21 protein-coding genes are annotated in these 25,075 nt (G+C 39.1%); 14 read left to right on the top strand and 7 right to left on the bottom strand.

Annotated elements, in window-relative coordinates; genetic code table 11:
* Positions 1-23 precede the first annotated feature (23 nt).
* From ACS5PU_RS23405 to ACS5PU_RS23390, 4 genes are all read right to left on the bottom strand, one after another.
* Positions 24-830 carry a M48 family metallopeptidase gene (locus ACS5PU_RS23405; RefSeq protein ID WP_439461579.1) on the bottom strand — a complete coding sequence of 269 codons (807 nt, stop codon included), beginning with the start codon at positions 828-830 and terminating at the stop codon, positions 24-26.
* Between the two features lie 89 nt (positions 831-919).
* The gene (gene plsY, locus ACS5PU_RS23400; RefSeq protein WP_439461578.1) at positions 920-1,567 is read right to left on the bottom strand and encodes a glycerol-3-phosphate 1-O-acyltransferase PlsY; all 648 of its coding nucleotides are present in this window, start codon (positions 1,565-1,567) and stop codon (positions 920-922) included.
* A 49-nt stretch (positions 1,568-1,616) separates the two neighbouring features.
* Positions 1,617-2,459, bottom strand: coding sequence for a carboxylating nicotinate-nucleotide diphosphorylase (nadC, locus tag ACS5PU_RS23395; protein WP_439461577.1), 843 nt, complete (start codon positions 2,457-2,459; stop codon positions 1,617-1,619).
* Between the two features lie 183 nt (positions 2,460-2,642).
* Positions 2,643-3,041, bottom strand: coding sequence for a DUF4783 domain-containing protein (locus ACS5PU_RS23390; RefSeq protein ID WP_439461576.1), 399 nt, complete (start codon positions 3,039-3,041; stop codon positions 2,643-2,645).
* A gap of 173 nt (positions 3,042-3,214) precedes the next feature.
* Here ACS5PU_RS23390 and gpmI point away from each other — a divergent pair, with 173 nt between their 5' ends.
* Both gpmI and ACS5PU_RS23380 read left to right on the top strand, forming a co-directional pair.
* On the top strand, positions 3,215-4,738 hold the full coding sequence (gene gpmI, locus ACS5PU_RS23385) for a 2,3-bisphosphoglycerate-independent phosphoglycerate mutase (RefSeq protein WP_439461575.1): 1,524 nt from the start codon (positions 3,215-3,217) through the stop codon (positions 4,736-4,738).
* Positions 4,738-5,271 carry a hypothetical protein gene (locus ACS5PU_RS23380; RefSeq protein WP_439461574.1) on the top strand — a complete coding sequence of 178 codons (534 nt, stop codon included), beginning with the start codon at positions 4,738-4,740 and terminating at the stop codon, positions 5,269-5,271. The genes gpmI and ACS5PU_RS23380 overlap by 1 nt, the downstream gene beginning before the upstream one ends.
* 69 nt (positions 5,272-5,340) lie before the next feature.
* On the opposite strand, the gene ACS5PU_RS23375 is transcribed toward ACS5PU_RS23380, so the two are convergent.
* A complete protein-coding gene (locus ACS5PU_RS23375) occupies positions 5,341-5,961 on the bottom strand; it encodes a tetratricopeptide repeat protein (protein WP_439461573.1) in 621 nt (206 codons plus the stop codon).
* Between the two features lie 317 nt (positions 5,962-6,278).
* Here ACS5PU_RS23375 and lon point away from each other — a divergent pair, with 317 nt between their 5' ends.
* Complete coding sequence (gene lon / locus ACS5PU_RS23370) at positions 6,279-8,750, top strand: endopeptidase La (RefSeq protein WP_439461572.1); 2,472 nt, start codon at positions 6,279-6,281, stop codon at positions 8,748-8,750.
* A gap of 82 nt (positions 8,751-8,832) precedes the next feature.
* Positions 8,833-9,783 carry a lipid A deacylase LpxR family protein gene (locus tag ACS5PU_RS23365; protein WP_439461571.1) on the top strand — a complete coding sequence of 317 codons (951 nt, stop codon included), beginning with the start codon at positions 8,833-8,835 and terminating at the stop codon, positions 9,781-9,783.
* Between the two features lie 97 nt (positions 9,784-9,880).
* On the opposite strand, the gene arfB is transcribed toward ACS5PU_RS23365, so the two are convergent.
* Complete coding sequence (arfB, locus tag ACS5PU_RS23360; protein WP_439461570.1) at positions 9,881-10,291, bottom strand: alternative ribosome rescue aminoacyl-tRNA hydrolase ArfB; 411 nt, start codon at positions 10,289-10,291, stop codon at positions 9,881-9,883.
* A gap of 74 nt (positions 10,292-10,365) precedes the next feature.
* Here arfB and cmk point away from each other — a divergent pair, with 74 nt between their 5' ends.
* From cmk to ACS5PU_RS23330, 6 genes are all read left to right on the top strand, one after another.
* On the top strand, positions 10,366-11,046 hold the full coding sequence (cmk, locus tag ACS5PU_RS23355; protein WP_439461569.1) for a (d)CMP kinase: 681 nt from the start codon (positions 10,366-10,368) through the stop codon (positions 11,044-11,046).
* 267 nt (positions 11,047-11,313) lie between these two features.
* Entirely contained in the window at positions 11,314-12,144 is an 831-nt protein-coding gene (locus ACS5PU_RS23350; RefSeq protein ID WP_439461568.1) for a 3-keto-disaccharide hydrolase, read from the top strand.
* Positions 12,145-12,322: 178 nt separating this feature from the next.
* On the top strand, positions 12,323-13,300 hold the full coding sequence (locus ACS5PU_RS23345; RefSeq protein WP_439461567.1) for an SH3 domain-containing protein: 978 nt from the start codon (positions 12,323-12,325) through the stop codon (positions 13,298-13,300).
* Positions 13,301-13,817: 517 nt separating this feature from the next.
* Positions 13,818-15,752 carry a 30S ribosomal protein S1 gene (gene rpsA / locus ACS5PU_RS23340; RefSeq protein ID WP_439461566.1) on the top strand — a complete coding sequence of 645 codons (1,935 nt, stop codon included), beginning with the start codon at positions 13,818-13,820 and terminating at the stop codon, positions 15,750-15,752.
* 337 nt (positions 15,753-16,089) lie between these two features.
* The gene (locus ACS5PU_RS23335; protein WP_439461565.1) at positions 16,090-17,754 is read left to right on the top strand and encodes a beta-N-acetylhexosaminidase; all 1,665 of its coding nucleotides are present in this window, start codon (positions 16,090-16,092) and stop codon (positions 17,752-17,754) included.
* Positions 17,755-17,895: 141 nt separating this feature from the next.
* Entirely contained in the window at positions 17,896-18,096 is a 201-nt protein-coding gene (locus tag ACS5PU_RS23330) for a hypothetical protein (protein ID WP_439461564.1), read from the top strand.
* A 4-nt stretch (positions 18,097-18,100) separates the two neighbouring features.
* On the opposite strand, the gene ACS5PU_RS23325 is transcribed toward ACS5PU_RS23330, so the two are convergent.
* The gene (locus ACS5PU_RS23325) at positions 18,101-18,502 is read right to left on the bottom strand and encodes a thiol-disulfide oxidoreductase DCC family protein (RefSeq protein ID WP_439461563.1); all 402 of its coding nucleotides are present in this window, start codon (positions 18,500-18,502) and stop codon (positions 18,101-18,103) included.
* A 71-nt stretch (positions 18,503-18,573) separates the two neighbouring features.
* On the opposite strand from ACS5PU_RS23325, the gene map reads away from it, so the two are divergent.
* From map to ACS5PU_RS23305, 4 genes are all read left to right on the top strand, one after another.
* Positions 18,574-19,338 carry a type I methionyl aminopeptidase gene (map, locus tag ACS5PU_RS23320; protein ID WP_439461562.1) on the top strand — a complete coding sequence of 255 codons (765 nt, stop codon included), beginning with the start codon at positions 18,574-18,576 and terminating at the stop codon, positions 19,336-19,338.
* Positions 19,339-19,407: 69 nt separating this feature from the next.
* On the top strand, positions 19,408-19,953 hold the full coding sequence (gene pyrR / locus ACS5PU_RS23315) for a bifunctional pyr operon transcriptional regulator/uracil phosphoribosyltransferase PyrR (protein ID WP_439461561.1): 546 nt from the start codon (positions 19,408-19,410) through the stop codon (positions 19,951-19,953).
* Positions 19,954-19,959: 6 nt separating this feature from the next.
* The gene (locus ACS5PU_RS23310; protein WP_057933671.1) at positions 19,960-20,889 is read left to right on the top strand and encodes an aspartate carbamoyltransferase catalytic subunit; all 930 of its coding nucleotides are present in this window, start codon (positions 19,960-19,962) and stop codon (positions 20,887-20,889) included.
* A 1,160-nt stretch (positions 20,890-22,049) separates the two neighbouring features.
* Positions 22,050-25,073, top strand: a complete 3,024-nt coding sequence (locus ACS5PU_RS23305; protein WP_439461560.1) for a tetratricopeptide repeat protein — start codon at positions 22,050-22,052, stop codon at positions 25,071-25,073.
* The last annotated feature ends 2 nt before the right edge of the window (positions 25,074-25,075 follow it).

Genomic DNA, 25,075 nt, shown 5'->3' with positions numbered 1-25,075 from the left:
ACCTTTCTAACTTCAACCTTACCTTATTTCTTGTAATACTGTTGTGCTTCAGGCAAATATTTTTGAATCTGGGCAATACGGGTAGCATCACTTGGGTGGGTACTTAAAAACTCAGCTGGTTTTTGCGCACCTGCAGATGCAGCCGACATCCTGTTCCAGAAACTTGTTGCATTTTGAGGATTATAACCAGCCATAGCCATAAAAATAAGGCCTAAACGATCGGCCTCTAACTCTTGGTTACGGCTAAATTTTAACATGGCCACTGGGGTACCAACACCATAAAGCGTATTAAAAATAGATTGCGTTTTAGGATTTTTAGATAAAGCTACTCCAGCTGCTGCGCCGATCCCCTGAGCCACCATTTCTTGCGACATACGTTCGGCCGAGTGACCTGCAATCGCGTGAGCAATCTCATGTCCCATTACCGTAGCCAAACCGGCATCATCTTGCGTTACCGGTAAAATTCCGGTATACACTACAATTTTACCACCAGGCATACACCAGGCATTTTTTTCGTTATTCTGAACCACATTCACTTCCCACTGGTAATCTGCAATCAGGTTACCATAGTTATTGCTGTTCATGTAAGATTTCACTGCAGTAATTAACCTGCTGCCAACTGTTTTTACCTTTAATGCCTGTGCATTAGATGCCGGTAAAACCGTCGCCTTATTTTCAGTTAAAAAGGTACTGTAAGCTTGGAATGCCATGGGCAAAACTTGATCGTTGCTAACCAGATCGAAACGACTACGCCCAGTTAAAGGTACTGTAGAACAAGAGTTGAACAGTAAAATTCCAGCAACACTGGCTGTTAAAAATAACTTTTTCATAAAAATATAGTTAATGATTTGATCCTTATCTGTAATTATCCTTATTAACAGGCATCTCAGCAATAAGTTTCGAAGATTGTAATTGTTTATTAAATAGTTTTCTTTTTAAACAAATACACTTTAGATTCTTTGCCTTTCAGCAATCTTTCGAGATTTTTTTGGTGTGTAACTAAAATCAGTATACAAACTACCATTCCGTACAATACTTCAGATTTAATGGAAACCTGAAACAGAAACACTACACTTAACGGAAAAGTAAATCCCGCACAGATGGAGCTTAACGAAACATATTTGGTTAATAACAGTACAATCACAAAAACCAGAACACAAAGCATAGATGCTTCGAAGTTAACTGCCAAAATCATTCCAAAAAGTGTGGCAACACCTTTTCCGCCCCTAAAACCGGCAAAAACAGGAAATAAATGACCCATTACGGCTGTTACGCCCAATGCTAGCTGATAGTTAACAAAAACAACTGAATTTTGTGGCCCCGTTACCGACATCCCGATTAAATATGCCAGATTGGTTGCCGTATAGCCTTTGGCTATATCGATTATCATGACTGCAATTCCGGCTTTTTTACCCAACACCCTAAAAGTATTGGTTGCGCCAGCATTACCGCTTCCGTATTCCCTTACATCAACGCCATAAAAGGCCTGACCAAGCCATACAGCCGTTGGTATAGATCCAAAAAGGTAAGCAATTAATAAAGCGCTGAGAGAATAAACCGTAACCATAGCCTACAATGATACAAAAAATAAGCTTTTAATTTTATAGCAAATCACTTTAGTATGCTTTTAAACTCATATCCAGGCTCTTTACAGAATGTGTAAGCGCTCCCATCGAAATAAAATCTACCCCACACGCCGCATATTCGGCAACATTCTCTTCGGTAATGCCTCCAGATGCTTCGGTAATAAACCGGCCATCAATTAATGCAACGGCTGCACGCAGGTTTTCAAAGCTAAAGTTATCCAGCATAATCCGGTCTACCCCACCAATGGTTAAAACCTGCGATAGCTCTTCCAGGTTACGCACTTCAATCTCAATCTGCAATTGTTTATTTTGCACTTCAAGATATTTCTGAGCGGCTTTAATGGCATTGGCAATCCCTCCGGCATAATCAACATGGTTATCCTTGATCAAAATCATGTCGTATAGCCCGATACGGTGGTTTACCCCTCCCCCTATCCGTACGGCCCATTTTTCCAGGTAACGCAACCCAGGTGTTGTTTTCCGGGTATCGAGAATTTTGGTTTTGGTGGTTTTTAACAATGAAACGATGCGGTGTGTTTTGGTTGCAATACCGCTCATGCGCTGCATACAATTTAAAACCAAGCGCTCGGCAATGAGAATGGTATGCGTACTTCCGGAAACCGTTAAAGCAATATCTCCTACTTTTACGGCATCACCATCCTGTAACAGTACCTCAACTTTCAATTCGCTATCTACTTCTTTAAAAATGGCAAGGGCAAGTTCAATTCCAGCCAATATTCCATCTTCTTTGATAATTAGCTTTGCTTTTCCCTGTGTACCTGCCGGAATTGTAGAAAGTGAAGTATGATCACCATCACCTACATCTTCGGCTAGGGCATTTTTTATGAATTGATGTATCAGTTGAGTATCCAAAATGTAGATTTTTATGCCGCAAAAATAAGAATTATTTGTTAGCAGACAATTTACTGACGGATATTAAGCTATTCTGAACAGTTGATTTTGGCTTGACTTGCCATATGGAGAAATTTAGCAACGCTATTTTATAATAAAACGCTACTATCCCATGAAATCTCAGAGCATTCTTCTACCAGTTACCTAATCCTTTGCAGGTTCGATTCTCAACTCAGTAATTGAAAAACTGGTATTAAACTTTTTCATGGTAATAGAAACCCTAAAAGTTTCTTTAGCGGTATTTAAAATAATTACCCCAAAACGGTAATTGGGATTGGTATTAATTTTATGAAAAATACTTGTTTTTGTTGGTGGGTGCTTCAGAAAAAAGTCTCTTAAAATCTGTTCACCCTGTGCTTTTGAGTATACATCCTCCTCATCAATTGTAATCAGTTCGATGGTTGAAGCAAAATTCTTGGCGATTTCTTTGGCGTTACCGGCTTTAAAATACGAGGATAAATCATCAATAATATCAGCCTGGAGAGCTGTAGGACGATATAACGATGATAAACTAAAGATTAATAAAAATAAGCTCCGGATCATTTCTGTATTTTATACGGAAGCGTACAGCTAAAATTATGCCATTAGCTTATCAAAAAAAGGATTTCTTAATTTGTATAACATCCAATAAAGTTATATTTGCCGTATAAACAAAACCTAAAAACATGTTATACCCGAAAATGTTTTTAGGTAGATCAATAAATTTTTCAATAAACATGGTAAACAATAAAAAACTCGCGCTTATAATTCTTGATGGTTGGGGCTATGGAAAACAGGACAACTCTGATGCTGCCTATGCTGCCAACACGCCTTTTTTCGATTCATTGTTACAGCATTACCCGAACAGCAAGCTTGAGGCATCTGGTGAAGCAGTGGGTTTACCCGCCGGACAGATGGGAAACTCAGAAGTTGGCCACATGAACCTAGGCGCTGGCCGCGTAGTTTACCAAGAGCTTGGTAGAATAAACAAAGCCATAACCGATAGAGAACTGCACAATAACCCGGTTTTGGTTAGCGCATTCGATTATGCCAAGCAAAACAATAAATCGGTACATTTTATCGGATTGGTTTCAAACGGTGGCGTTCATGCCCATATCGAACATTTAAAAGCCTTATGCGATGCCGCAAACGAAGCGCAGGTTCAGAACAGCTACGTGCATGCTTTTTTAGATGGACGTGATACGGACCCGAACTCTGGTCTTGGCTTTATTACCGACCTTCAAAACCATATCCAAAACAGCAATTCCAAATTGGCAACCTTGGTAGGCCGTTATTATGCCATGGACCGCGATAACCGTTGGGAACGTGTTAAACAAGCATATGACGTAATGGTGAATGGTGTTGGCGAGAAAACCCAGGATGCTTTAGCCGCGATTAAAAAATCGTATGCTGAGGGCGTAACGGACGAATTTTTAAAACCAGTTGTCCTCACACAGGATAATGGCGCTCCAGTGGCTACCATCCAAAACGATGATGTGGTTATCTGCTTTAACTTCCGTACCGATAGAGGCCGTGAAATTACTACCGCATTAACGCAGAAAGATTTCCCTGAGCAACAAATGCATAAACTGCCATTGTATTATGTAACCATGACCACTTACGATGAAAGCTTTGAAAAGGTAAATGTAATTTTCACGAAAGATGATTTAACCAAAACCCTTGGCGAGGTATTGGCCGAAAACCATAAAAATCAGATCCGCATTGCCGAAACAGAAAAGTATCCGCACGTTACTTTCTTTTTCTCGGGAGGACGAGAAGCCGAATTTACAAGCGAAAAACGCATTTTAATCCCATCGCCAAAAGTAGCCACTTACGATCTGCAACCAGAAATGAGTGCTGCCGGCATTACCGATGCGATTACAAAAGAAATGGAAACAGGCTGGGCCGATTTTATCTGCTTAAACTTTGCCAATCCGGATATGGTAGGCCATACAGGTGTTTTTGAAGCCGTAATAAAAGCGGTAGAAACTGCCGATAAATGTGCTGAAACAGTTGTAAAAAAAGGACTCGAAAACGGCTACTCATTTATTCTCCTGGCCGATCATGGCAATTCAGAATTTATGGTTAACGGAGATGGTTCTGCCAATACTGCGCACACAACCAACCTGGTTCCCTGCATTTTGATTGATAATGATTACAAAACCATTGCCGATGGAAAACTAGGTGATATTGCCCCTACTGTTTTAAGGATTTTAGGACTCGATATTCCGGCAGAAATGACAGGAAACGTTTTAGTATAATGACTAAAAAAATTTATATCGCGGCATTTGCTTTAGCCCTCTTCTCATCCTGCAACCAGGAGAAAGCGGCTAAGGCCAATACCGATTTGCTATATTTTGACCTAAAGGGCTATTTCAAAAAAGAAATAAACCGTTTACAACAGCTTAAACCAACGGTAAACAAAACGGTAAGCATAAATGGCACGGCCGAAAATAAAACTGCGGTAATTACTGACTGGCAAAAGGAACTGGCCATTTTCATAAATGCTGATATTAATAAAACATCGTGGAAAGGCAGTTTTAAAACCAGCACCGAAAATGGGGCCGATGTTTACTCATCCGACAATAAAAAAATCCCTGTTAAAAAGCTTTCGATCTTAAAAAACGGCTCTAAAGTTGGCAAGATTGAGGTGATTATTGACAATAAGAATATCCTGTACCAATCTCAAGATACCTTAACCTATTATCCAGACAGCCTGTATCAAATTAAAAAGGAGCAAAAAATCAGGTTATTAAAACCCAAAAGCTACTTCATTGTAGGCCGGTTAAAATAAACTGATCAAAAACAAAAAAGGAGACCCGAATAAATCTGGTCTCCTTTTTTTGTTATGGATAGCTATAAATTATTTTAAAGTAGCAATCTGTGCTTTATCGTAAGTTACCCAGTCAATAATATCTTTTCTTAGCGGCTGTAATGTAAGTACTTTTTGGAAATCAGCGATAGAGTTGTTAAACAAAGCCACGCAAGCTGCTTTTTCTTCTTTTTTCTTGGCTTTAAAAGATTTAAAAATGGCATAATCCTTATAAGCTAAACCGCGGTTCTGAAACATCTGGGTATCTTCATCGCCATTAATCTCAATTGCTTTGGTAAAATCTTTAAGGGAGGCGATATAAAAGTTTTCGCGCATGGTATTTAACGATTCTTTCGGATCGTTGGCAATTTTCAACCTTGCAATTCCGCGGTAGTAATAGGCAGAAACCTCATTGGGCTTTACGGTAAGCAAACGGCTATACGTTTCGATACATTTCTCGTATTCCCGGTTCTGGAAATAAGAATAACCAAGCATTTGTAGAACATTTGCATTATCGGGAGTTTTAACATTGGCCTTTTCCAATTGTGCGGCAGCCGTTTTGTAATCTCCCTTCATCATGGCCTGCATGCTTCTTTCGTAATTGCTCTGTGCGTATGTACTGGCCGATGAAAAAATAATTAACCCTAAAATTGCTTGTTTAAAATAGTTCATGTATGAGTAATAAGTTTAACAAATTTAACGCCTGATAAAACTTTATAGGAGAAATTTTTTGCAATATAATCCTATTCTGATAATTTAAAAGTTTTTAATTTTCTTTCTTAAAAACCAAATGCGCCAAACATTAGCTTAAACGCTAAAAAATAGTTTATATGATATTGGCTGAAATTTTTATATTACTCTGCCTTTTTAACATAACATTAATATTATTTTCACTTTGGCACAAGAGTTGAAATTATTAACTTAATACCAAAATTAAACAAAGTGAATACGATTAAACTGCCAGTTTGTCGTTAGAGGAAAATGTGATAATGAGTAAACAAGATATATTTGATTTCCATACTGCAATGCCGATCATAAATGAAGATACAGAGTTTTTCCCCCTAATGTCCCAACAGGACGAGGAAGAGATGAACAATGAGGAAACACCAGAAACGTTGGCGATATTGCCTTTGCGGAATACCGTTTTATTTCCAGGAGTAGTTATTCCGATTACTGTTGGCAGGGACAAATCGATAAAACTGATTAAAGAGGCCTATAAAGGGAACAAAATTATTGGGGTAGTTTCTCAAAAAGATGTTTCAATAGAAGACCCTACCTTTGAGCAGCTTAACACCGTTGGTACCGTAGCAAACATCATTAAGCTGTTACAGATGCCTGATGGGAACACCACTGTAATTATCCAGGGTAAACAACGTTTTAGTTTGATAGAAGAAGTTCAGAATGAGCCTTATATAAAAGCGGTTGTTAAAAAATTTGAAGAGCAAAAACACAAAGCAGATAAAGAGTTTAAAACATTAATCGCATCTATACGCGAAATGTCGGCTCAGATTATCCAATTGTCTCCAAATATTCCGAGTGAGGCCAGTATTGCCCTAAAAAACATCGAAAGCAATTCATTTTTGATCAATTTCATTTCATCAAACATGAATGCCGAAATGGCCGATAAGCAGAAAATCCTTGAAATGGACAAACTGCAGGAGCGTGCACAAAAGGTAATGGAACTTTTAATGGTCGAACTTCAGATGCTTGAACTGAGAAATCAGATCCAATCGAAAGTCCGTACCGATTTAGATAAGCAACAGCGCGATTATTTTTTAAACCAGCAGTTAAAAACCATCCAGGAAGAATTGGGCGGTAACTCTGCCGATTTGGAGTTTGATGCTTTACAGGAAAAAGCCAAAAAGAAAAAATGGTCTAAAGCAGTTGCCGATCACTTCGATAAAGAATTGGATAAACTCGGCAGAATGAACCCTGCTGCACCCGATTATTCGGTACAGTTAAACTATTTGGAGCTGCTGTTGGATTTACCTTGGAGCGAGTTTACGAAAGATAATTTCGACCTAAAAAGAGCACAGCGAATCTTAGATAAAGACCACTTTGGCTTAGAGAAAGTAAAACAGCGCATTATCGAATACCTGGCTGTACTTAAACTTAAGCGCAACATGAAAGCGCCTATTTTGTGCTTGGTAGGCCCTCCCGGAGTTGGTAAAACATCTTTGGGAAAATCTATCGCCAAAGCTTTAGGTCGTAAGTATGTGCGTATGGCCTTAGGCGGTATCCGCGATGAAGCAGAAATAAGAGGTCACCGTAAAACCTATATTGGTGCAATGCCCGGACGCATTATTTCTTCTATTAAAAAAGCCGGAGCAGATAACCCTGTTTTTGTACTGGATGAAATCGATAAAGTGGGCACCGATCACCGTGGCGATCCCTCATCAGCTTTGCTGGAGGTTTTAGACCCCGAGCAAAACAGTGCATTTTACGATCATTACGTAGAAATGGATTACGACCTTTCCAACATCCTGTTTATTGCAACTGCAAACTCTTTGAGCACCATACAGCCTGCCCTGTTAGATCGTATGGAAATTATTGAGGTGAACGGATACACCATTGAGGAAAAAATAGAGATTGCGAAAAAATACCTGTTGCCCAAACAGAAAGAAAATCATGGCCTGCAAACCAAGGATATTAACCTTAAACCTGCCTTGATTGAGAAAGTTATTGAAGATTATACCAGAGAATCGGGCGTTCGTGGTTTAGAGAAAAAAGTAGGTTCGTTGGTTCGGGGTGTGGCAACCAAAATTGCCATGGAAGAAACTTACGATCCTAATTTAACTCCCGAAGATATTGAGCGAATTTTAGGCGCACCTATTTACGACAAAGACCTTTATGAAGGAAATGAAGTTGCAGGTGTGGTAACCGGCCTGGCATGGACAAGTGTTGGCGGAGATATACTCTTTATCGAATCGAGCTTAAGCCCCGGAAAAGGAAAATTAACCTTAACCGGTAACCTGGGCGATGTAATGAAAGAATCTGCAGTAATTGCCCTTGCCTATTTACGTGCCCATGCTGCTGAGTTTGATATCGATTACACCCTATTTGATAACTGGGATGTACATGTTCACGTACCGGCTGGCGCAACGCCAAAAGATGGTCCTTCTGCTGGTGTAACCATGCTTACAGCCTTAACTTCGGCATTTACACAACGTAAAGTTAAACAGCATTTAGCCATGACGGGTGAGATAACCTTACGTGGAAAAGTGCTTCCGGTTGGCGGCATCAAAGAAAAAATATTGGCGGCAAAAAGAGCAAACATTAAAGAAATTATACTTTGCAAAAGCAACCGTAAAGATATTTTAGAGATTAAAGAGAGCTATATCAAAGACCTTAAGTTTCATTACGTAAACGAAATGAGCGAGGTAATTGAATTGGCCTTAACTAAAAACAAGGTTAAAAAACCGTTGGATCTGAGCATTAAAATTGCACCGATTGTAAACTAATTGGTAAATCTTTTAGATTAACAATTAAAAATCCATTTACAATAAATACTTTTATAGTCCCGATAAGCATCGGGACTTTTTTATGAGATCAATTTTATCCACTATAGTTTTTTGCCTGGTTGTATCAACAGGTTTTGCACAATCATTTAAAAACGAATTTGGTTTTAAAACCGAAAACGATGCCTATCTGGCTACTTTGAACGATAGATATTACACCAACGGATTGTTTATCTATTTCCGCAGGGCAATAAACACCGAAAAATTATCAGATAAAATAGAGAAAAAAACCTATGAGATTTCTGCCGGACAGAAGATGTATACTCCATATTGGGGACAGGTTCCAAATAAAGCAGATCAGGACAGGCCTTTTGCAGGCTACCTCTATGCTGGTGGTGCCTATTCGGTTTTCTACAAAAATGAAAGCGTTTTAAAAACCAGCGTTGAACTGGGAACAGTTGGGCCTAACTCATTGGCCCAGGATGCACAGCGTTTTCTACATAAAACCGTTGGCTTTTATACCCCTGCGGGATGGGATTATCAGATCAAAAATGAACTGGCCGTAAATTTAGCTGCAAATTATAGCAAATTGATTTTTAGACCGGAAGATCCAATTGCCGATATCAGTGCGCAGGGTTATGCCAATTTAGGTACAACTTTTTCAGGCTTGGGTGCCTCGGTATTGTTCAGGGCTGGTAAAATCAATCAGTTGTTCAACACCGCCTACCATAACGCTGTAATTGGGAATTCGAAAACCAAAAGCCTAAATAGCTCAGAGTTTTTCTTCTACGTAAAACCGCAGCTAAACTTTGTTGCTTACGACGCCACTATACAGGGAAGCCTATTTAATAACGATAGTCCTTTAACCTTTGGCGTAAAGCCCATTGTTTTTGAACAGCAGTTTGGGGTAAATTACAGCTCAAAAAGATTTACGGCAGATTTTAACATCATTTTTAAAACCAAAGAAGTCAAAAGTGTGGCAAAAGCACAGAATTATGGTGGTTTGAGCTTATATTATAGGTTTGGGAAGGAATAAGTTGGTTAAATGGTAACCGTTTGATTTGGTTAATTGTTAATTGCAAACTATAAAGGGTTAACTGTTTTGATTTGGTTAATCTGCCCACATTCACGCCTTAATCAACAATAGGCTTTTTTCGGTTTACTTTCCGATCTGAGGTTAAGGCTTTATTTTTAAGCCTTTTTTCAATCACCCCTTTCGGTATTTTTGTCGCCTTTCTTTTCTTCTGCACCTGCAACGACCGTTTTAATAGTTCAATTAGTTTCGCGATTGTTTTTTCTTTATTTAAAAGCTGGCTCCTATCTTCCTGCGAAACCACATGCAGCAGTCCATCGGTATCTAATCGGTTCTGAAGCTTTTCTTTTAACAGTGTTTTTTCTTCATCGGTAAAGTAGGCAAAGGTTTCTACATTAAAAACCAGTTCAACCTTACTCGAAACCTTGTTCACATTTTGTCCGCCTTTACCCCCACTTCTTGAAGTTTTGAAAATAGCCGATCGTAAAATTTCTTCTCTGGTAGGTAACATGCCGCAAAAATATAAAGAATATCAAACTAAAAAAAGTTCGTAAACCCATTGGCTTTTTTTACCTTTGTGGCCGAATGAAGAAAAACTTGGTTATAGCTATTGATGGCTATTCATCTTGCGGAAAAAGTACATTAGCAAAGGCATTGGCTAAAAAATTAGGTTTCATTTACGTTGATAGCGGAGCGATGTACCGTGCCGTTACACTCTATTTTTTACGGAATAACATCGACATTTCTGACGATGCCAAAGTTGCAGATGCACTAGAGCATATCGAACTTAATTTCCACTCGCGCGATTACGAATCACACATTACACTCAACGGAGAAGAAGTATCTGATGAAATCCGTTTAATGCCCGTTTCAGAAAATGTAAGTGAAGTTTCTGCGCACAAAATTGTTCGTCACGATATGGTAAAACAACAACAGCGTATGGGCAGATCAAAAAACATTGTAATGGATGGCCGCGATATTGGCACCACAGTTTTTCCTGATGCCCCAGTTAAATTTTTCATGACAGCTGATCCAAAAATCAGGGCTGAGCGCCGGTTTAAGGAACTGGAAAGCAAAGGCAATAACGAAACCACTCTAGAAGAAGTTTTTGAAAATCTGGCACACCGCGATTACGCCGATACTACCCGTAAGGAAAGTCCACTGGTAAGAGCAGATGATGCCATAATTTTAGACAATACCGACCTAACACAAGAAGAACAGCTGGCTTTCGCACTGGAAAAGGTTACGCCTTTTTTAGTTCATTAGGCATTGGTTAATTAGTTTATTGGTCATTGGCTCATTAGTAAGCATGGTGCAAAAACATTTCCGTGTTCATCCGTGCATCTGTGGCTGAGTGGTTCATTGGCCATTGGTTCATTGGTAAGCATGATGCAAAAACATCTCCGTGTTCATCCGTGCATCTGTGGCTAAAATAAGTTCATTGGTCATTGGTTCATTAGCAAGCAGGTTTTAAAACGCTCCGTGACCATTGGAAAAAATTTCATATTTTTAGCACCTAACCCAAATGCAAATATGAAATTAAGATCAATGTGCCTTACGGCATTATTTTTAGCAACCTCAACCTTATGTGCCAACGCCCAAAAAGGCTGGATCAATCTTTTTAATGGAAAAGATTTAAAAGATTGGAACATCAAAATTGCCAAACACGATTATAAAGAAAATTACGCCAATACCTTCCGCGTAGAAAACGGTGTAATGAAAGTGAGTTACGATGGTTATAAAGAATTTGACCAACAGTACGGACATATTTTCTATAAGAAGCCTTTTTCTGCCTACCTGTTAAAAGTAACCTACCGTTTTGTTGGCGACCAGGCTAAAGGTGGCGAGGGTTGGGCAACCCGAAACAGTGGGGCCATGCTGCATTGCCAGGATCCGGCTACGATGTTAAAAGACCAGGATTTTCCAATTTCGGTTGAAGCCCAGATTTTAGGTGGAGATGGCGAACACTTACGCCATACCAGCAATGTTTGTACGCCAGGCACATTAATTAACTACAATGGCAAATTATTTACCCCGCACTGCCTTGATTCTAAATCGAAAACCTATGCTGGCGACCAATGGGTTACTGCAGAGTTTTTAGTTTTGGGCGATTCGGTAATTAAGCACATCATTGCCGGCGAAGTAGTGCTAGAGTACACTAAACCACAAATTGGTGGCGGTAATGTTTCCAATTATGATCCTAAAGTTAAAATAGATGGAAAAGCACTAACATCAGGCTATATTTCCCTGCAAAGCGAAAGCCATCCTATTGAATTTAAAACAGTACAGCTTTACGATCTGGAATCGTACATGAAAGATAAGACCAAACTGGATAAAGTATTGGCCAAAATATTAAAAGAGTAATTTTTCAAGATATTGTACATAAAAAGGGTGGTTATACAGATAAAGACTGTAGCCACCTTTTTTCATTCTTATCCTCACCTATTAAAAGTATTTTCTAATTTTGGAGCACTTAGCACGATGTTTGCTCTTAGTGTCGTTGCCATATTTTTATTAAACTGCTTTGCAGAACCCTATACTTATGATCAGAACTTTATTCCTGTTTTTTGCCCTATTGATATTATCCATTACCGTAAATGCGCAAGACATGTACCGTGTAACCGCCGATAAATTACGCGTTAGGGAAAGCAAAGATTCGAAAAGTAAGATTATTGGCTTCATTCCAAAAAATGAAAATGTTGCCGTTTTAGATGCAAGCGATGCCAAGTTTTATAGGGTAAAATTAAAAAATGGAGAAGGTTGGGCAAGTAAAGATTTTTTGGAGAAGATTGCTCCGGCAGGCAAAACTGCTACTGCTGAAGCCAATACCGCAACAGCTGCTCCGCAAACCGCAGAGGTTAGCAAAGATATATACCGTACCACAACAGCCGACCTGCGTGTGCGGGAAAAAGCAGACCCTAAAAGCAAAATTATTGGTCACTTGCCTCTAAATGAAAACGTAGCCGTTATTGATTCATCGAACACCAGTTTCTACAAAATAAAAGTTACGAATGGCGAAGGTTGGGTGAGCAAAGAATTTTTGGTGAGGGTTTCTCCGGCAAAAAGTACAGCAGAAAAACCTGCTATTGCTGCTTCAGTACCGCAATCGAGCAAAGATTATTCGGGCATTATTTTTATTGCTGTGGTAGCGGTAATCCTATTTGCTATTTTATATTTCTCGCTTAAATATGCCAGTGGCAACAAATTTATAATTGGCTTTTCGGTGATTGTTATTTTAGTGGTTGGCTATTTTTGCTACATTACTTTCGTAGCAGAAAAAGTAGTGGCAGGCACTTTTACCAGCAGCGAAGACATCCAATATAAATCGTTCAATTTTAAATCGAAAGATTCGGTTACCGTTAGCGATGCCTATACCGATTCTGTTTTCACTTCAAAATATGTAATTGAAGGCGACATGATTAAATTGTATGATCAACAGAATACGATTATGTTATTGATCAGAGATGACCAGACACTAATTGGCGAAGGTTTTACAAGGGGAACATTTACGAAGAAATAAAATATCCCATTAAACCAAACCTTCCTACGAAACCAAAATATTCCGACACATACATTGGTGCTACCACCCATGATCCGTCCCGATGGGACGGTAATATTTAGATTTTGACACATGCCTTTGTAATTCGTCCCATCGGGACGGCTCATGGGTAGCAAATAGCCCGCATCCCGATTTAAGCACTATTCTTTTGTTTTTATTGTGTGCGTGCTTGTGCTACAGGTTTCATCGGGAGAGGACTATAAGCGATAACGGGACTGCTGTTTCAGCAGCACCACTGCATGTTCATTTTCAAATAATTAGGCAAATATGCTCTTTCTAAATGAAATTGATGCTGAAATAAATTCAGCATGACGATGGAGTTATAAGAGTAGAATTTCGATTAAAATAAGGATTAGTTATCTAATTGATTCTTAATCCGCTAAAAATCAGCAACATTTATTAAAAAAATCTTTTCTATTAATTAAAAAATTTTTACCTTTGCAGTCCCTAAATAGGGAAAAAAGGAGATAATTAATTAATGGCTAAAAAACAAGTAGCAGAAAAAGAATTAGCAGCTAAAACAGCTGAACTTCAGGGAGAAGGCGGACGCCTAACTGAAAAAGAAACTATTGAATCAGAAGCTGATTCAGTTTCGATCGAATCGATCAAATCATCATTAGCAACACCAACCGAAGATTTCGACTGGGATGCAGATGAAAAAGTTTTCGGTAATTACAATGAAGCAGACCGTAAAAAGTTTGAAGATATGTATGCTGGAACATTCAATCAGATCACTAAAGGTGAAATCATCAGCGGTATCGTTGTTTCAATCAACAACAAAGATGTAGTATTAAACGTAGGTTTCAAATCAGACGGTTTAGTTTCTACTTCAGAATTCCGTGATACACCAGATCTAAAAATCGGCGATTCAGTTGACGTTTTCGTTGAAGCACCAGAAGATGCTAACGGTCAATTGATCCTTTCTCGCAAAAGAGCTAAAACCCAAAGATCATGGGAAGCAATTAACGAGGCTCTTGAAAATGATAGAATCATCAACGGTTTCGTTAAGAGCCGTACTAAAGGTGGTTTAATCGTTGATATCATGGGCGTTGAAGCTTTCTTACCAGGATCTCAAATTGATATCAAACCTATCCGCGATTACGATGTATACGTGGGTAAAACAATGGAATTCAAAGTTGTTAAAATTAACCATGAGTTTAAAAACGTAGTAGTTTCTCATAAAGTGTTAATCGAAGACGATTTAGAATCACAAAAAGTAGAGATCGTTTCTAAATTAGAAAAAGGTCAGGTACTTGAAGGTACTGTTAAAAACATTACTGATTTCGGTGTGTTCATCGATTTAGGTGGTGTTGATGGTTTACTTCACATTACAGATATTTCTTGGGGCCGCATAGAGCATCCAAAAGAAGTATTATCATTAGACGAAAAAATCAACGTGGTTGTTTTAGACTTTGATGATGAGAAAAAACGTATCGCTTTAGGCTTAAAACAATTAACTCCACACCCTTGGGAGAACTTAAGTGCCGATATTCAAGTTGGTTCTAAAGTAAAAGGAAAAATCGTAACTGTTGCAGATTACGGTGCTTTCTTAGAAATCATCCCTGGTGTTGAAGGTTTAATCCACGTTTCTGAAATGAGCTGGTCGCAAAACTTAAGAAATCCACAAGAATTCTTAAAAGTGGGTGATGAGATCGAAGCTGAAGTTTTAACTTTAGACAGAGACGAGCGCAAAATGAGCTTAGGTATCAAACAATTATCTAACGATCCATGGCAAGAAGTTGCTGCTAAATTCCCAGTTGGAAGCAAGCACAAAGCAACTGTTAAAAACATGACTAACTTCGGAGTATTTGTTGAAATCGAAGAAGGTATTGATGGTTTAATCCACATCTCTGATTTATCTTGGTCTAAAAAAGTAAACCACCCTAATGAATTCACTAAAGTTGGTGATGTATTAGACGTAGTTGTTTTAGAATTAGACGTTGATAACCGTAAATTAAGTTTAGGTCACAAACAATTGGAAGAAAACCCTTGGGATACTTTCGAAACGATATTCACTTTAGATTCGGTTCACCAGGGTACAGTTGTTAAAGTAACTGATAAAGGTGCTGTTATTGCTTTACCATACGGTGTAGAAGGTTTCGTGCCAACTAAACACATGGTTAAAGAAGATGGTACTTCGGTTAAAGCTGAAGAAACTAACGACTTCAAAATCATCGAGTTTAACAAAGAAGCTAAACGCATCGTTGTTTCTCACGCTCGTATTTGGGAAGAAGTTAAAGCTGAAGCTGTAGCAGAAGAAAGAAATGCTAAGAAAAAAGAAGCTAAAGCTGCTGTAACTGCGGTTAAAAAAGTTAAAGATTCTGTAGAGAAATCTACTTTAGGAGACTTAGACGTATTGGCTCAATTGAAATCGCAATTAGAAGGCGAAGAAAGCAAAGCTAAAAAAGGCTAGTTCTTTTTAACTGAATAAATTAAATCCCGATAGCGAAAGTTATCGGGATTTTTTTTGTAATTATTTTTGCCACGGAAGCACGGAGCGGAATAGCCATCGTCAGGATTGCTACCATTAACAGCCCCCAAATAGAAAAGTTGTCATTGCGAGAAGGCTTTTTCAGCCGACGAAGCAATCTTTCGCGCAAGAATCGCCAACATGAAAGATTGCTTCGCCGTACCTCCTCGCAATGGCGACTTTCTTGATTATGTAACAAAATAATCCCTTCTCCCTTACTTCTCTCGCACATCCATCCTATTATTACTACTTTTGAAAAGCGTAACCTAGCCTTTTCACCATGAGAAAAATTATCTTTTTGTTCCTGATCCTTATTTCGTTCAAAATTTCGGCACAGGAGATGAGCATTATTCCGCAGCCTGTATCACTTCAATTCAAGGCGCAGGAAAAACCTTTTCAATTAGATATTACCACAAGCTTTTACACCGATTTGGGCGGCAACAGTTCGATCAGTTTTTTAGATGAATACCTGTATAAATACTATAATTTAAAATTGAAATGGTTTAAAAACGCCGATATCAAAAGAAAAAACATGATCAATGTGATCATTGATAAAGGAATTTCAAAAGTAAACCAATATCAATTAAAAGTAGATAGAAACGCCATTACCATTACGGCTGGATCGGATACCGCTGCCTTTTATGGCATCCAAAGCGTGATACAGTTATTACCCACTTCAAAATCTGCCCAATTGGCAATTCCGGCAGTGGAAATTACCGACTACCCCCGTTTCGGTTACCGGGCAATGCATTTGGATGTAAGCCGCCACTTTTTCGACGTAGCATTTATAAAACAATACATCGACTACCTTGCGCTCCACAAAATGAACTACTTCCACTGGCATTTAACGGATGATCATGGCTGGCGGATCGAGATCAAAAAATATCCTAAACTAACCGAAATAGGTGCCTGGCGCAACGGCAGCATTATTGGTTTATACCCAGGCAAAGGGAACGAAAGCATTAAATATCAGGTATTACCAAACGAGGTAAAAATTACGCCAAAAGATGCCGTGATTAAAACCGATGGCATTCGTCATGGTGGGTATTATACCCAGGAACAGATTAAAGATGTAATAGATTATGCCGCTAAACGTTACATTACCATTATCCCCGAAATTGAAATGCCCGCGCATAGCATGGCCCTATTGGAAGCATACCCCGAACTGGGAACTGAACCCAATAAAAAATATGAAGTTGCCCAAACCTGGGGTATGATGAACAAATACAACAATGTTTTACAGGCTTCGGATACCACTTTTAAATTCATGGAAAACGTACTGACAGAAGTGATGGCATTATTTCCATCGCCTTATATCCACATTGGTGGCGATGAGGCTTCGAAAGTGTGGTGGAAACAATCTGCCGTTTCGCAACAGATTATGAAGGCGAACGGCTTAAAAAATGAAAGTGAGCTTCAGAGTTATTTCATCCGCCGGATGGAAAAATTTGTAAACAGCAAAGGCAAAACCATTATCGGCTGGAACGAGATATTACAGGGCGGCTTGGCTCCCAATGCCGTAGTAATGAGCTGGCAGGGCGAAAAAGGCGGTATAGAAGCTGCCAAGCAACAGCACAAAGCCATTATGACACCTGAAGAAAAGATGTATTTTAACCATGCTCAATTTGCGAAAGAAGATAGTTTAACGGCCAACAAATTTTCACCGTTGATTGATGTTTACAATTATGAGCCTATCCCTGCCGGATTAACAGATGACCAGGCCAAATACATTTGGGGCGGCCAAGGCTGCCTGTGGAGCGAGTATATTACAAATCCGGCAAAAGTACAATACCTGCTCTTCCCCAGATTGGATGCCCTGAGCGAAATACTATGGAGTCTGAAAGAAAAGAAAAATTACCCTGACTTTCAAAAAAGGCTTAAAGCCCAGTTTAAACGCTACGATTTAATGGGAATTACTTATTCAAAAAGATACCTCGAAAATTAATTTCTTTCGCTGTAATTTTTAAGCTCCATCGCTTACTAACCGTTTAAAATTAATTCATCGGAGAAGCAGGACAATTTGTGACTTTTACAGAACACATGTATAATTTTAAAAATAAATGTAATCTTTGCACAAAAATAAATCATGAGAAAAATTCTTGCTGTTATCTGTAGTCTGATTACTTTATTTGCCATAAAAGAAACGGTATATGTTTTTACTTCTACCGAACCCGATATGGTTAAGCAAAAAGCCATTCTGATTGTGATTGCACTGAGTATTACCGTTCCGCTGTTTATTTTAAGTTTTTGGCTCTGGATACCCAAAAGGAAAAATAACGGTCAATAAAGCATTAACCCAAAAACTTACTTTTCAATTCGGGGGTGGGCACCCAGCAGCTCTCCTTTTTTCCCCACCATTTGTACCTGTTTTTTGCAATTATACCATAAACCCAATCGCGGATAAACTTAGGAACAACTATAAAACCATACAATAAGGGCCAAAATCCATTTAAATGCCTGGCGATCCGTAATGCGGCCGATGAACGTAAATAAAGTTTGCCGTTTTCCATCAGCATAATCGAATTTAGCTCACCTGGGCTAACCCTAAAAGGCTTTAATGATTGTTGCGCATACTGGCTTTGCAAGGCCGCAAAGCTAAACCTTTTATTTTTATCGTGCTTAATAACAAACTGAACGGAACTGTTGCAGAGGTTACAAACACCGTCAAAAAATATTACTGTATTATACAACATAACAGTCATAAAGTTAGGTATTTTATTAGTTTAATGGCTAAAATCCTATCTTCGTATTAAAATTCACACCCATGTCAATCACAAGCGAAGAAGAATTAATAGGGATGCAACAGGTAAGCAAAGCTGTTGCCTATACACTTAAAGAAATGCGCAATTTTGCCAAACCAGGTATATCTACAAAACAGTTAGACGATTTTGGCGGTGAAATTCTGAAAGATTTTGGGGCAAAATCGGCACCGAGGCTAACTTACAATTTCCCGGGCTGGACCTGCATCAGTGTTAACAATGAAATTGCCCATGGCATTCCAACCGCGAAAAGGATTTTACGTGAAGGCGATCTGATCAACATAGATGTTTCTGCAGAGCTGAACGGTTTTTGGTCAGATAATGGTGGTTCATTTGTACTGGGCCAAGATTTACATCGACATAACATACTGGTAAACGCTTCAAAAATTATCCTTAAAAAAGCCATTGATAACATTAAGGGCGGCGTGCGCATTGCCGAAATTGGCAGGTTAATAGAAACCGAAGCCAGAAAATCGGGTTTCAGGGTAATTAAAAATTTAACCGGGCACGGTGTTGGAAGAAGTCTGCACGAGGCTCCTCATGATATTGCAAACTTCTACGATAGATATAATCATGACCGCTTCAGAAAAAATACAACCGTTGCCGTCGAAACCTTTATCTCCACAGCATCGAGCATTGCAGAAACTGAAGAAGATGGCTGGACATTAACCGGGAATAAAGGCGGTTACGTTGCGCAGCACGAACATACCATTATGATTACCGGCGATAAACCCATTATTCTTACTGCTGAAAATGATATTTGGCTTTAACATCAGCTAATTTCAAATTCAACTTTCCAAGCTTAAAACATTTTTCTATATTTGCCCAATCCTTCTTCAATGCAAAAGAAAACCCTTCTTGACGGACAAAAAATTCAGATTACAATTAAGAGGCTTTGCCATCAGTTAATTGAAAACCACGACGATTTCTCGAATACCGTTTTAATTGGCATTCAACCAAGGGGTATCTTTTTGGCCGATCGTATCCATCAAGAGCTTCAATTGATCCTTAAGAACAAAAAAATATTAAAAGGCAACCTGGATATTACTTTCTTTAGAGACGATTTCCGCCGCAAGGACGGATTGGTAACTGCAAGCAGCAATTCGATCGATTTTATTATCGAGGGCAAAAAAGTAATCTTAATTGATGATGTACTCTGGACTGGCAGAACCATTAGGGCAGCGCTTGATGCACTGCTGGCTTATGGGCGCCCAGAAAAAGTAGAGCTGCTGGTATTAATAGACCGTAGGTTTAGCAGGCATTTACCAATTGAACCCGATTATATTGGGCATCAGGTAGATAGCTTAAACTCACAACAGGTAAAAGTAACCTGGGCGAGTGAAGGAAGAGAAGACAAAGTGATTTTATTATCGGAAAAACAATAAATAAAAATGGCAGCAGAAAAACTATCAACCCGACATCTTTTAGGAATTAAAGATATTAACCGGAATGATATTGAACTGATATTTGAAACTGCAGATAATTTTAAAGAGGTGATTAACAGACCCATAAAAAAGGTTCCTTCGCTTCGTGATATTACTATAGCCAATATTTTTTTCGAAAACTCTACCAGAACAAAGCTTTCCTTTGAGCTGGCCGAAAAAAGACTTTCAGCCGATGTGGTCAATTTTGCCGCTTCATCTTCTTCGGTAAGCAAAGGCGAGACACTGATTGATACCGTTAATAATATCCTATCTATGAAAGTAGATATGGTGGTAATGCGCCATCCTTATGCCGGCGCTGGTCAGTTTTTAAGCAAACACGTAAAAGCGCAGATTGTAAATGCTGGCGATGGCGCGCATGAGCATCCTACCCAAGCTTTACTCGATGCTTTCTCTATCCGCCAAAAATTAGGCGATGTAGCCGGTAAAAAAGTAGTAATTGTGGGCGATATCCTTCACTCAAGGGTGGCCATTTCGAACATTCTTTGCCTACAGCGCTTAGGTGCTGAAGTAATGGTTTGCGGTCCAACAACACTTATTCCTAAACACATCCACCAACTTGGTGTAAAAGTAGAACACAACCTTATCAAGGCACTAAACTGGTGCGATGTAGCCAATATGCTGCGCATCCAGTTAGAGCGTCAGGATATTAAATATTTCCCTTCACTAAGAGAGTATGCCATGATGTATGGCCTTAACAAACAGATTCTAGATAACCTCGATAAAGAAATTATAGTAATGCACCCAGGCCCAATTAACAGAGGTGTGGAGATTACCAGTGATGTGGCCGATAGCAAGCAATCGATCATTTTAGAACAGGTAGAAAATGGCGTAGCGATAAGAATGGCCGTGCTGTATTTGTTGGCTAGCCAGGGGTAGGTTAGTTCAATAGTTCATTGGTCATTAGTCAATAGTTTATTAGTCAATAGTTTATTAGTCTATAGTTGATAGCCAAGTAGCGGGTTCAAAATCTCTTGCCTTGGTTCGTGGGGACATTGCTTTGCGATTGGCCATATACTTTTGCCCTTACCAATGAACGAATGACAAATGAACCCTCCTCTTGCCATGGTTCGTGTCACCACAAACCATCGGATCAGTATAACAATCAGACGAACGTTTACGATTCAAATGGTTTGCTTTGCGCTCGGCCATCTACTTTCGCCCTTACCAATGAACGAATGACAAATGAACCCTCCTATTGCCATGGTTCGTGTCACCACAAACCATCGGATCAGTATAACAATCAGACGAACGTTTACGATTCAAATGGTTTGCTTTGCGCCTGGCCATATACTTTTGCCCTTACCAATGAACGAATGACAAATGAACCCTCCCCTTGCCATGGTTCGTGTCACCACAAACCATCGGATAGTATGACAATCAGACGAACGTTTACGATTCAAATGGTTTGCATTGCGCCTGGCCATATACTTTTGCCCTTACCAATGAACGAATGACAAATGAACCCTCCTCTCGCCATGGTTCGTGTCACCACGAAACATCGGATCAGTATAACAATCAGACGAACGTTTACGATTCAAATGGTTTGCTTTGCGATTGGCTATATACTTTTGCCCTTACCAATGAACGAATGACAAATGAACCCTCCTATTGCCATGGTTCGTGTCACCACAAACCATCGGATCAGTATAACAATCAGACGAACGTTTACGATCCAAATGGTCTGCTTTGCGCCTGGCCATATACTTTTGCCCTTACCAATGAACGAATGACAAATGAACCCTCCTCTCGCCATGGTTCGTGTCACCACGAAACATCGGATCAGTATGACAATCAGACGAACGCTTACGATTCAAATGGTTTGCATTGCGCCTTGCCATATACTTTTGCCCTTACCAATGAACGAATGACAAATGAACTAATGAACCAATAAACCCCGCAAATTTTCCACATTCGTATCATTCATAATACCAAACCAAAAATCCCATCGTTAACTTGTGTTATTAACAGATGTTAATTACTTCTGTTGATAAGCTTTGATACTATTTCTAATTTAGTACCAACCATATTTGAAACCAATGCAGAAAAAATACCTCCTAATTCCGCTATTTTTAGCAGGAAGTTTTAGCACCTACGCTCAGGTTAGCGCAGTGCAGAACCTCAACAAAAACTATCAAACGGGCTTAGAATTATTAGAAAAAGAAAAATATACCGCAGCTGCGCAACAGTTTAAACTGGTTGAGCTGCAACGCTATAAACCTTCTACCCAAGCAGAAAGTAATGCAGAATTATCTTTACTAAAAGAGAATGCAAAATTCTATGCGGCAGTTTGTGCGCTTGAATTAACCAACAGCGATGCCGAGAGTTTGTTCCAGGCTTTTATTCGCGATTACCCGCTTAACCCGAACACGAAACTGGCTTATTTTTATGTTGGAAAAACCTATTTCAACCAAAAAAACTATAAAAAAGCTTTAGAGTGGTTCGAAAAAACCGATCCTTCTACCCTTTCGGGCAAACAAAGAAACGAATACCAGTTTAAACAGGGATATGCCTATTTCGAATTGAAAGATTACGAAAAAGCTGAACCTTTATTCGAAAAAGTAAAAAAAGAAGAAGGCGATTTTCAGGAAAGTGCCACTTACTATTTTGCTTATATCAATTATCTTAACAAAGAGTACAAAACAGCACTTGCCAATTTTGAAAAATTAAAAGGCTCGCCAACCTACGAAGCCAGCTATCCCTATTACATTACTTCAATGTACTATCTGGACGAGCGTTATGATGATGTAATCAGCTATGCTCTACCAGCCATGCAAAAAACCAAACAGCAGTTCGAACCAGAAATGTTGAGCTTGGTTGCCGCCTCGTACTTTGCTAAATCGGAGTTTAAAAATGCTGAAAAGTATTTTGCCGAATATTATGCAAAAGATAAGAGCGAAACCAAAAATAACCTGTTTATTTACCAATACGGTTATTCGCTGTTCCAAAATAAAAAGTACAAAGAGTCGGTTTCCGTTTTAGAAAAACTAAACACGGATGATATTTACCTACAAAATGGTATGCACACCCTGGGTAAGGCCTTTATCCAACTGGGCGATAAACAAAAAGCACAAAGTGCATTCTTCAGGGCATCGCGTTTGGCCTTTGATAAAACCATCCAGGAGGAAGCCTGGTTAAACTATGCGAAATTAAGCTATGAACTTGAATTTCACCAGCAAGCTTTAGAGGCTACACAGGGTTTCTTAAAAACCTTCCCAAAATCGCGTAAACTAAACGAAGCCAAAACCTTATTGGGCGAGGTTTTATTAACCACCAAAAACTACCAGGCTGCAGTTGATATCTTGGAACCCATCCCTGATAAAACCTTAGAAGCAAAAGAAGCTTACCAAAAGGTTACTTATTTCCGCGGATTGGAATTTTATAACGAAAGAGCATTTCCTAATGCCCTATCTATGTTTTTACGTTCCGAAAAATTTCCGGAAGATAATGAAATACATGCCTTAAGCACTTACTGGAAAGCCGAATCGATGTATGAGCTCCGCAAGTTTGGCGAATCGGTTGCTACTTTCGAGAAGTTTTTAAAAATGCCAGATGCTGATAAAACCGGGGTTTATAACTTCGCTAACTATGCTTTGGCCTATGCTGCTTTCGAAGATGAAAAATACAGTAAAGCCGCAAATTACTTTGAAAAATTCTTGGCGGGCAACGATAAAGATCAAAAAACGATTGATGATGCGACCATCCGTTTAGCCGATTCGTATTTCGTAAACAAGAATTACGGCGACGCCATGGCCAACTACAACAAAATCATCAGCCGTAAAACCTCGGCCGAAGATTATGCCAATTTCCAAAAAGGAATGATCCAGGGATTGGAAAACCAGTATGATGCAAAAATTGCTACCATGCAGAGTTTGCTGAAACAGTTTCCGAATTCTAACTACGCAGATGACGCAGGTTTCGAAACGGCCTATACCTATTTTAACAAAGGCGATTTCGACAAATCGAAATCGGATCTGGTAGAACTGGTGGCCAAATATCCGCGCAGCAGCTATGTGCCAAAAGCATTGGTAACCATCGGACTGGTTCAGTACAACCAGGATCAGGATGATGCGGCTTTGGAATCGTTCAAGAAAGTAATTGTGGATTATCCAAGTGCCGATGAAGCCAAACAAGCTTTAGAATCGATAAAGAATATTTATGTAGACCGTGGCGATGCCAATGGATTTATTGCTTATGCCGGCACTACTCCACTCGGCAATTACTCTAACGCCGAGCAGGACAATATCGTTTTTGCCGCAGCAAACAACATCTATTTAAAAGGCGATGCCAACGGTGCTTTTCAAGCAATTAATGCTTACTTTGATAAATTTCCGAAAGCCATACACGAAAAAGAAGCCAAGTTTATCAGGGCAGAGTCTTTGGTAAAACTGAAACGTCCGGATGAAGCCGTAGCCGATTACGAGTTTATTTTAAACGATTGGACCAGCGACTATACCGAACGTTCACTGGTAAGTATTTCGCAGGTTTTTCTTGATCAGAAGAAATACAATGAGGCCATTGTTTACCTTAAGAGATTGGAAACCACAACCGATTACAAATCGCACTATAGTTTTGCCATCAACAACCTGTTAAAGGCTTATACGGCTTTAAACATGCCTGATGATATGCTGAAATATGCGCAGCTGACCAAAGAATCAGAAAAAGCATCTGAGGAGGAAAAAAACAGCTCGGGCCTATTTGCCGGAAAAGCTTATCTGTTAAAAGGCGATACCACAACAGCTGTTAAAGAGTTTAAAAATGTAGTTTCAAAAACAAAAACCATTGCAGCTGCAGAGGCTAAATACAATTTGGCTTTACTTGAGTACAGCAAAGGTGATTTCAAAACCTCATCTAAAACCTGTTTCGATCTGATCAACAACATGGCTTCTTACGATTATTGGGTAGCGAAGGCATTTATCCTTTTATCGGATAACTATGTTGCATTAAAAGATAATTTACAGGCGAAAAGTACACTTCTCAGTATAATTGATAATTACGAAGGCAAGGATGATATTATCCCAACAGCCAAAGAAAAACTAGAAAAACTAAACAAGAAGAAGTAGCA

This window comes from Pedobacter sp. GSP4 (assembly GCF_051857575.1).
GTDB lineage: Bacteria > Bacteroidota > Bacteroidia > Sphingobacteriales > Sphingobacteriaceae > Pedobacter.
This window is presented reverse-complemented; position numbering and strand designations above follow the sequence as displayed.

Coding starts and splice junctions, on each gene's coding strand:
- ACS5PU_RS23405 (WP_439461579.1), bottom strand. CDS start 830: ATGAAAAAGTTATTTTTAACAGCCAGTGTTGCTGGAATTTTACTGTTC.
- plsY (WP_439461578.1), bottom strand. CDS start 1,567: ATGGTTACGGTTTATTCTCTCAGCGCTTTATTAATTGCTTACCTTTTT.
- ACS5PU_RS23390 (WP_439461576.1), bottom strand. CDS start 3,041: ATGATCCGGAGCTTATTTTTATTAATCTTTAGTTTATCATCGTTATAT.
- gpmI (WP_439461575.1), top strand. CDS start 3,215: ATGGTAAACAATAAAAAACTCGCGCTTATAATTCTTGATGGTTGGGGC.
- ACS5PU_RS23380 (WP_439461574.1), top strand. CDS start 4,738: ATGACTAAAAAAATTTATATCGCGGCATTTGCTTTAGCCCTCTTCTCA.
- ACS5PU_RS23375 (WP_439461573.1), bottom strand. CDS start 5,961: ATGAACTATTTTAAACAAGCAATTTTAGGGTTAATTATTTTTTCATCG.
- lon (WP_439461572.1), top strand. CDS start 6,279: ATGAGTAAACAAGATATATTTGATTTCCATACTGCAATGCCGATCATA.
- ACS5PU_RS23365 (WP_439461571.1), top strand. CDS start 8,833: ATGAGATCAATTTTATCCACTATAGTTTTTTGCCTGGTTGTATCAACA.
- arfB (WP_439461570.1), bottom strand. CDS start 10,291: ATGTTACCTACCAGAGAAGAAATTTTACGATCGGCTATTTTCAAAACT.
- cmk (WP_439461569.1), top strand. CDS start 10,366: ATGAAGAAAAACTTGGTTATAGCTATTGATGGCTATTCATCTTGCGGA.
- ACS5PU_RS23350 (WP_439461568.1), top strand. CDS start 11,314: ATGAAATTAAGATCAATGTGCCTTACGGCATTATTTTTAGCAACCTCA.
- ACS5PU_RS23345 (WP_439461567.1), top strand. CDS start 12,323: ATGATCAGAACTTTATTCCTGTTTTTTGCCCTATTGATATTATCCATT.
- rpsA (WP_439461566.1), top strand. CDS start 13,818: ATGGCTAAAAAACAAGTAGCAGAAAAAGAATTAGCAGCTAAAACAGCT.
- ACS5PU_RS23335 (WP_439461565.1), top strand. CDS start 16,090: ATGAGAAAAATTATCTTTTTGTTCCTGATCCTTATTTCGTTCAAAATT.
- ACS5PU_RS23330 (WP_439461564.1), top strand. CDS start 17,896: ATGAGAAAAATTCTTGCTGTTATCTGTAGTCTGATTACTTTATTTGCC.
- ACS5PU_RS23325 (WP_439461563.1), bottom strand. CDS start 18,502: ATGTTGTATAATACAGTAATATTTTTTGACGGTGTTTGTAACCTCTGC.
- map (WP_439461562.1), top strand. CDS start 18,574: ATGTCAATCACAAGCGAAGAAGAATTAATAGGGATGCAACAGGTAAGC.
- pyrR (WP_439461561.1), top strand. CDS start 19,408: ATGCAAAAGAAAACCCTTCTTGACGGACAAAAAATTCAGATTACAATT.
- ACS5PU_RS23310 (WP_057933671.1), top strand. CDS start 19,960: ATGGCAGCAGAAAAACTATCAACCCGACATCTTTTAGGAATTAAAGAT.
- ACS5PU_RS23305 (WP_439461560.1), top strand. CDS start 22,050: ATGCAGAAAAAATACCTCCTAATTCCGCTATTTTTAGCAGGAAGTTTT.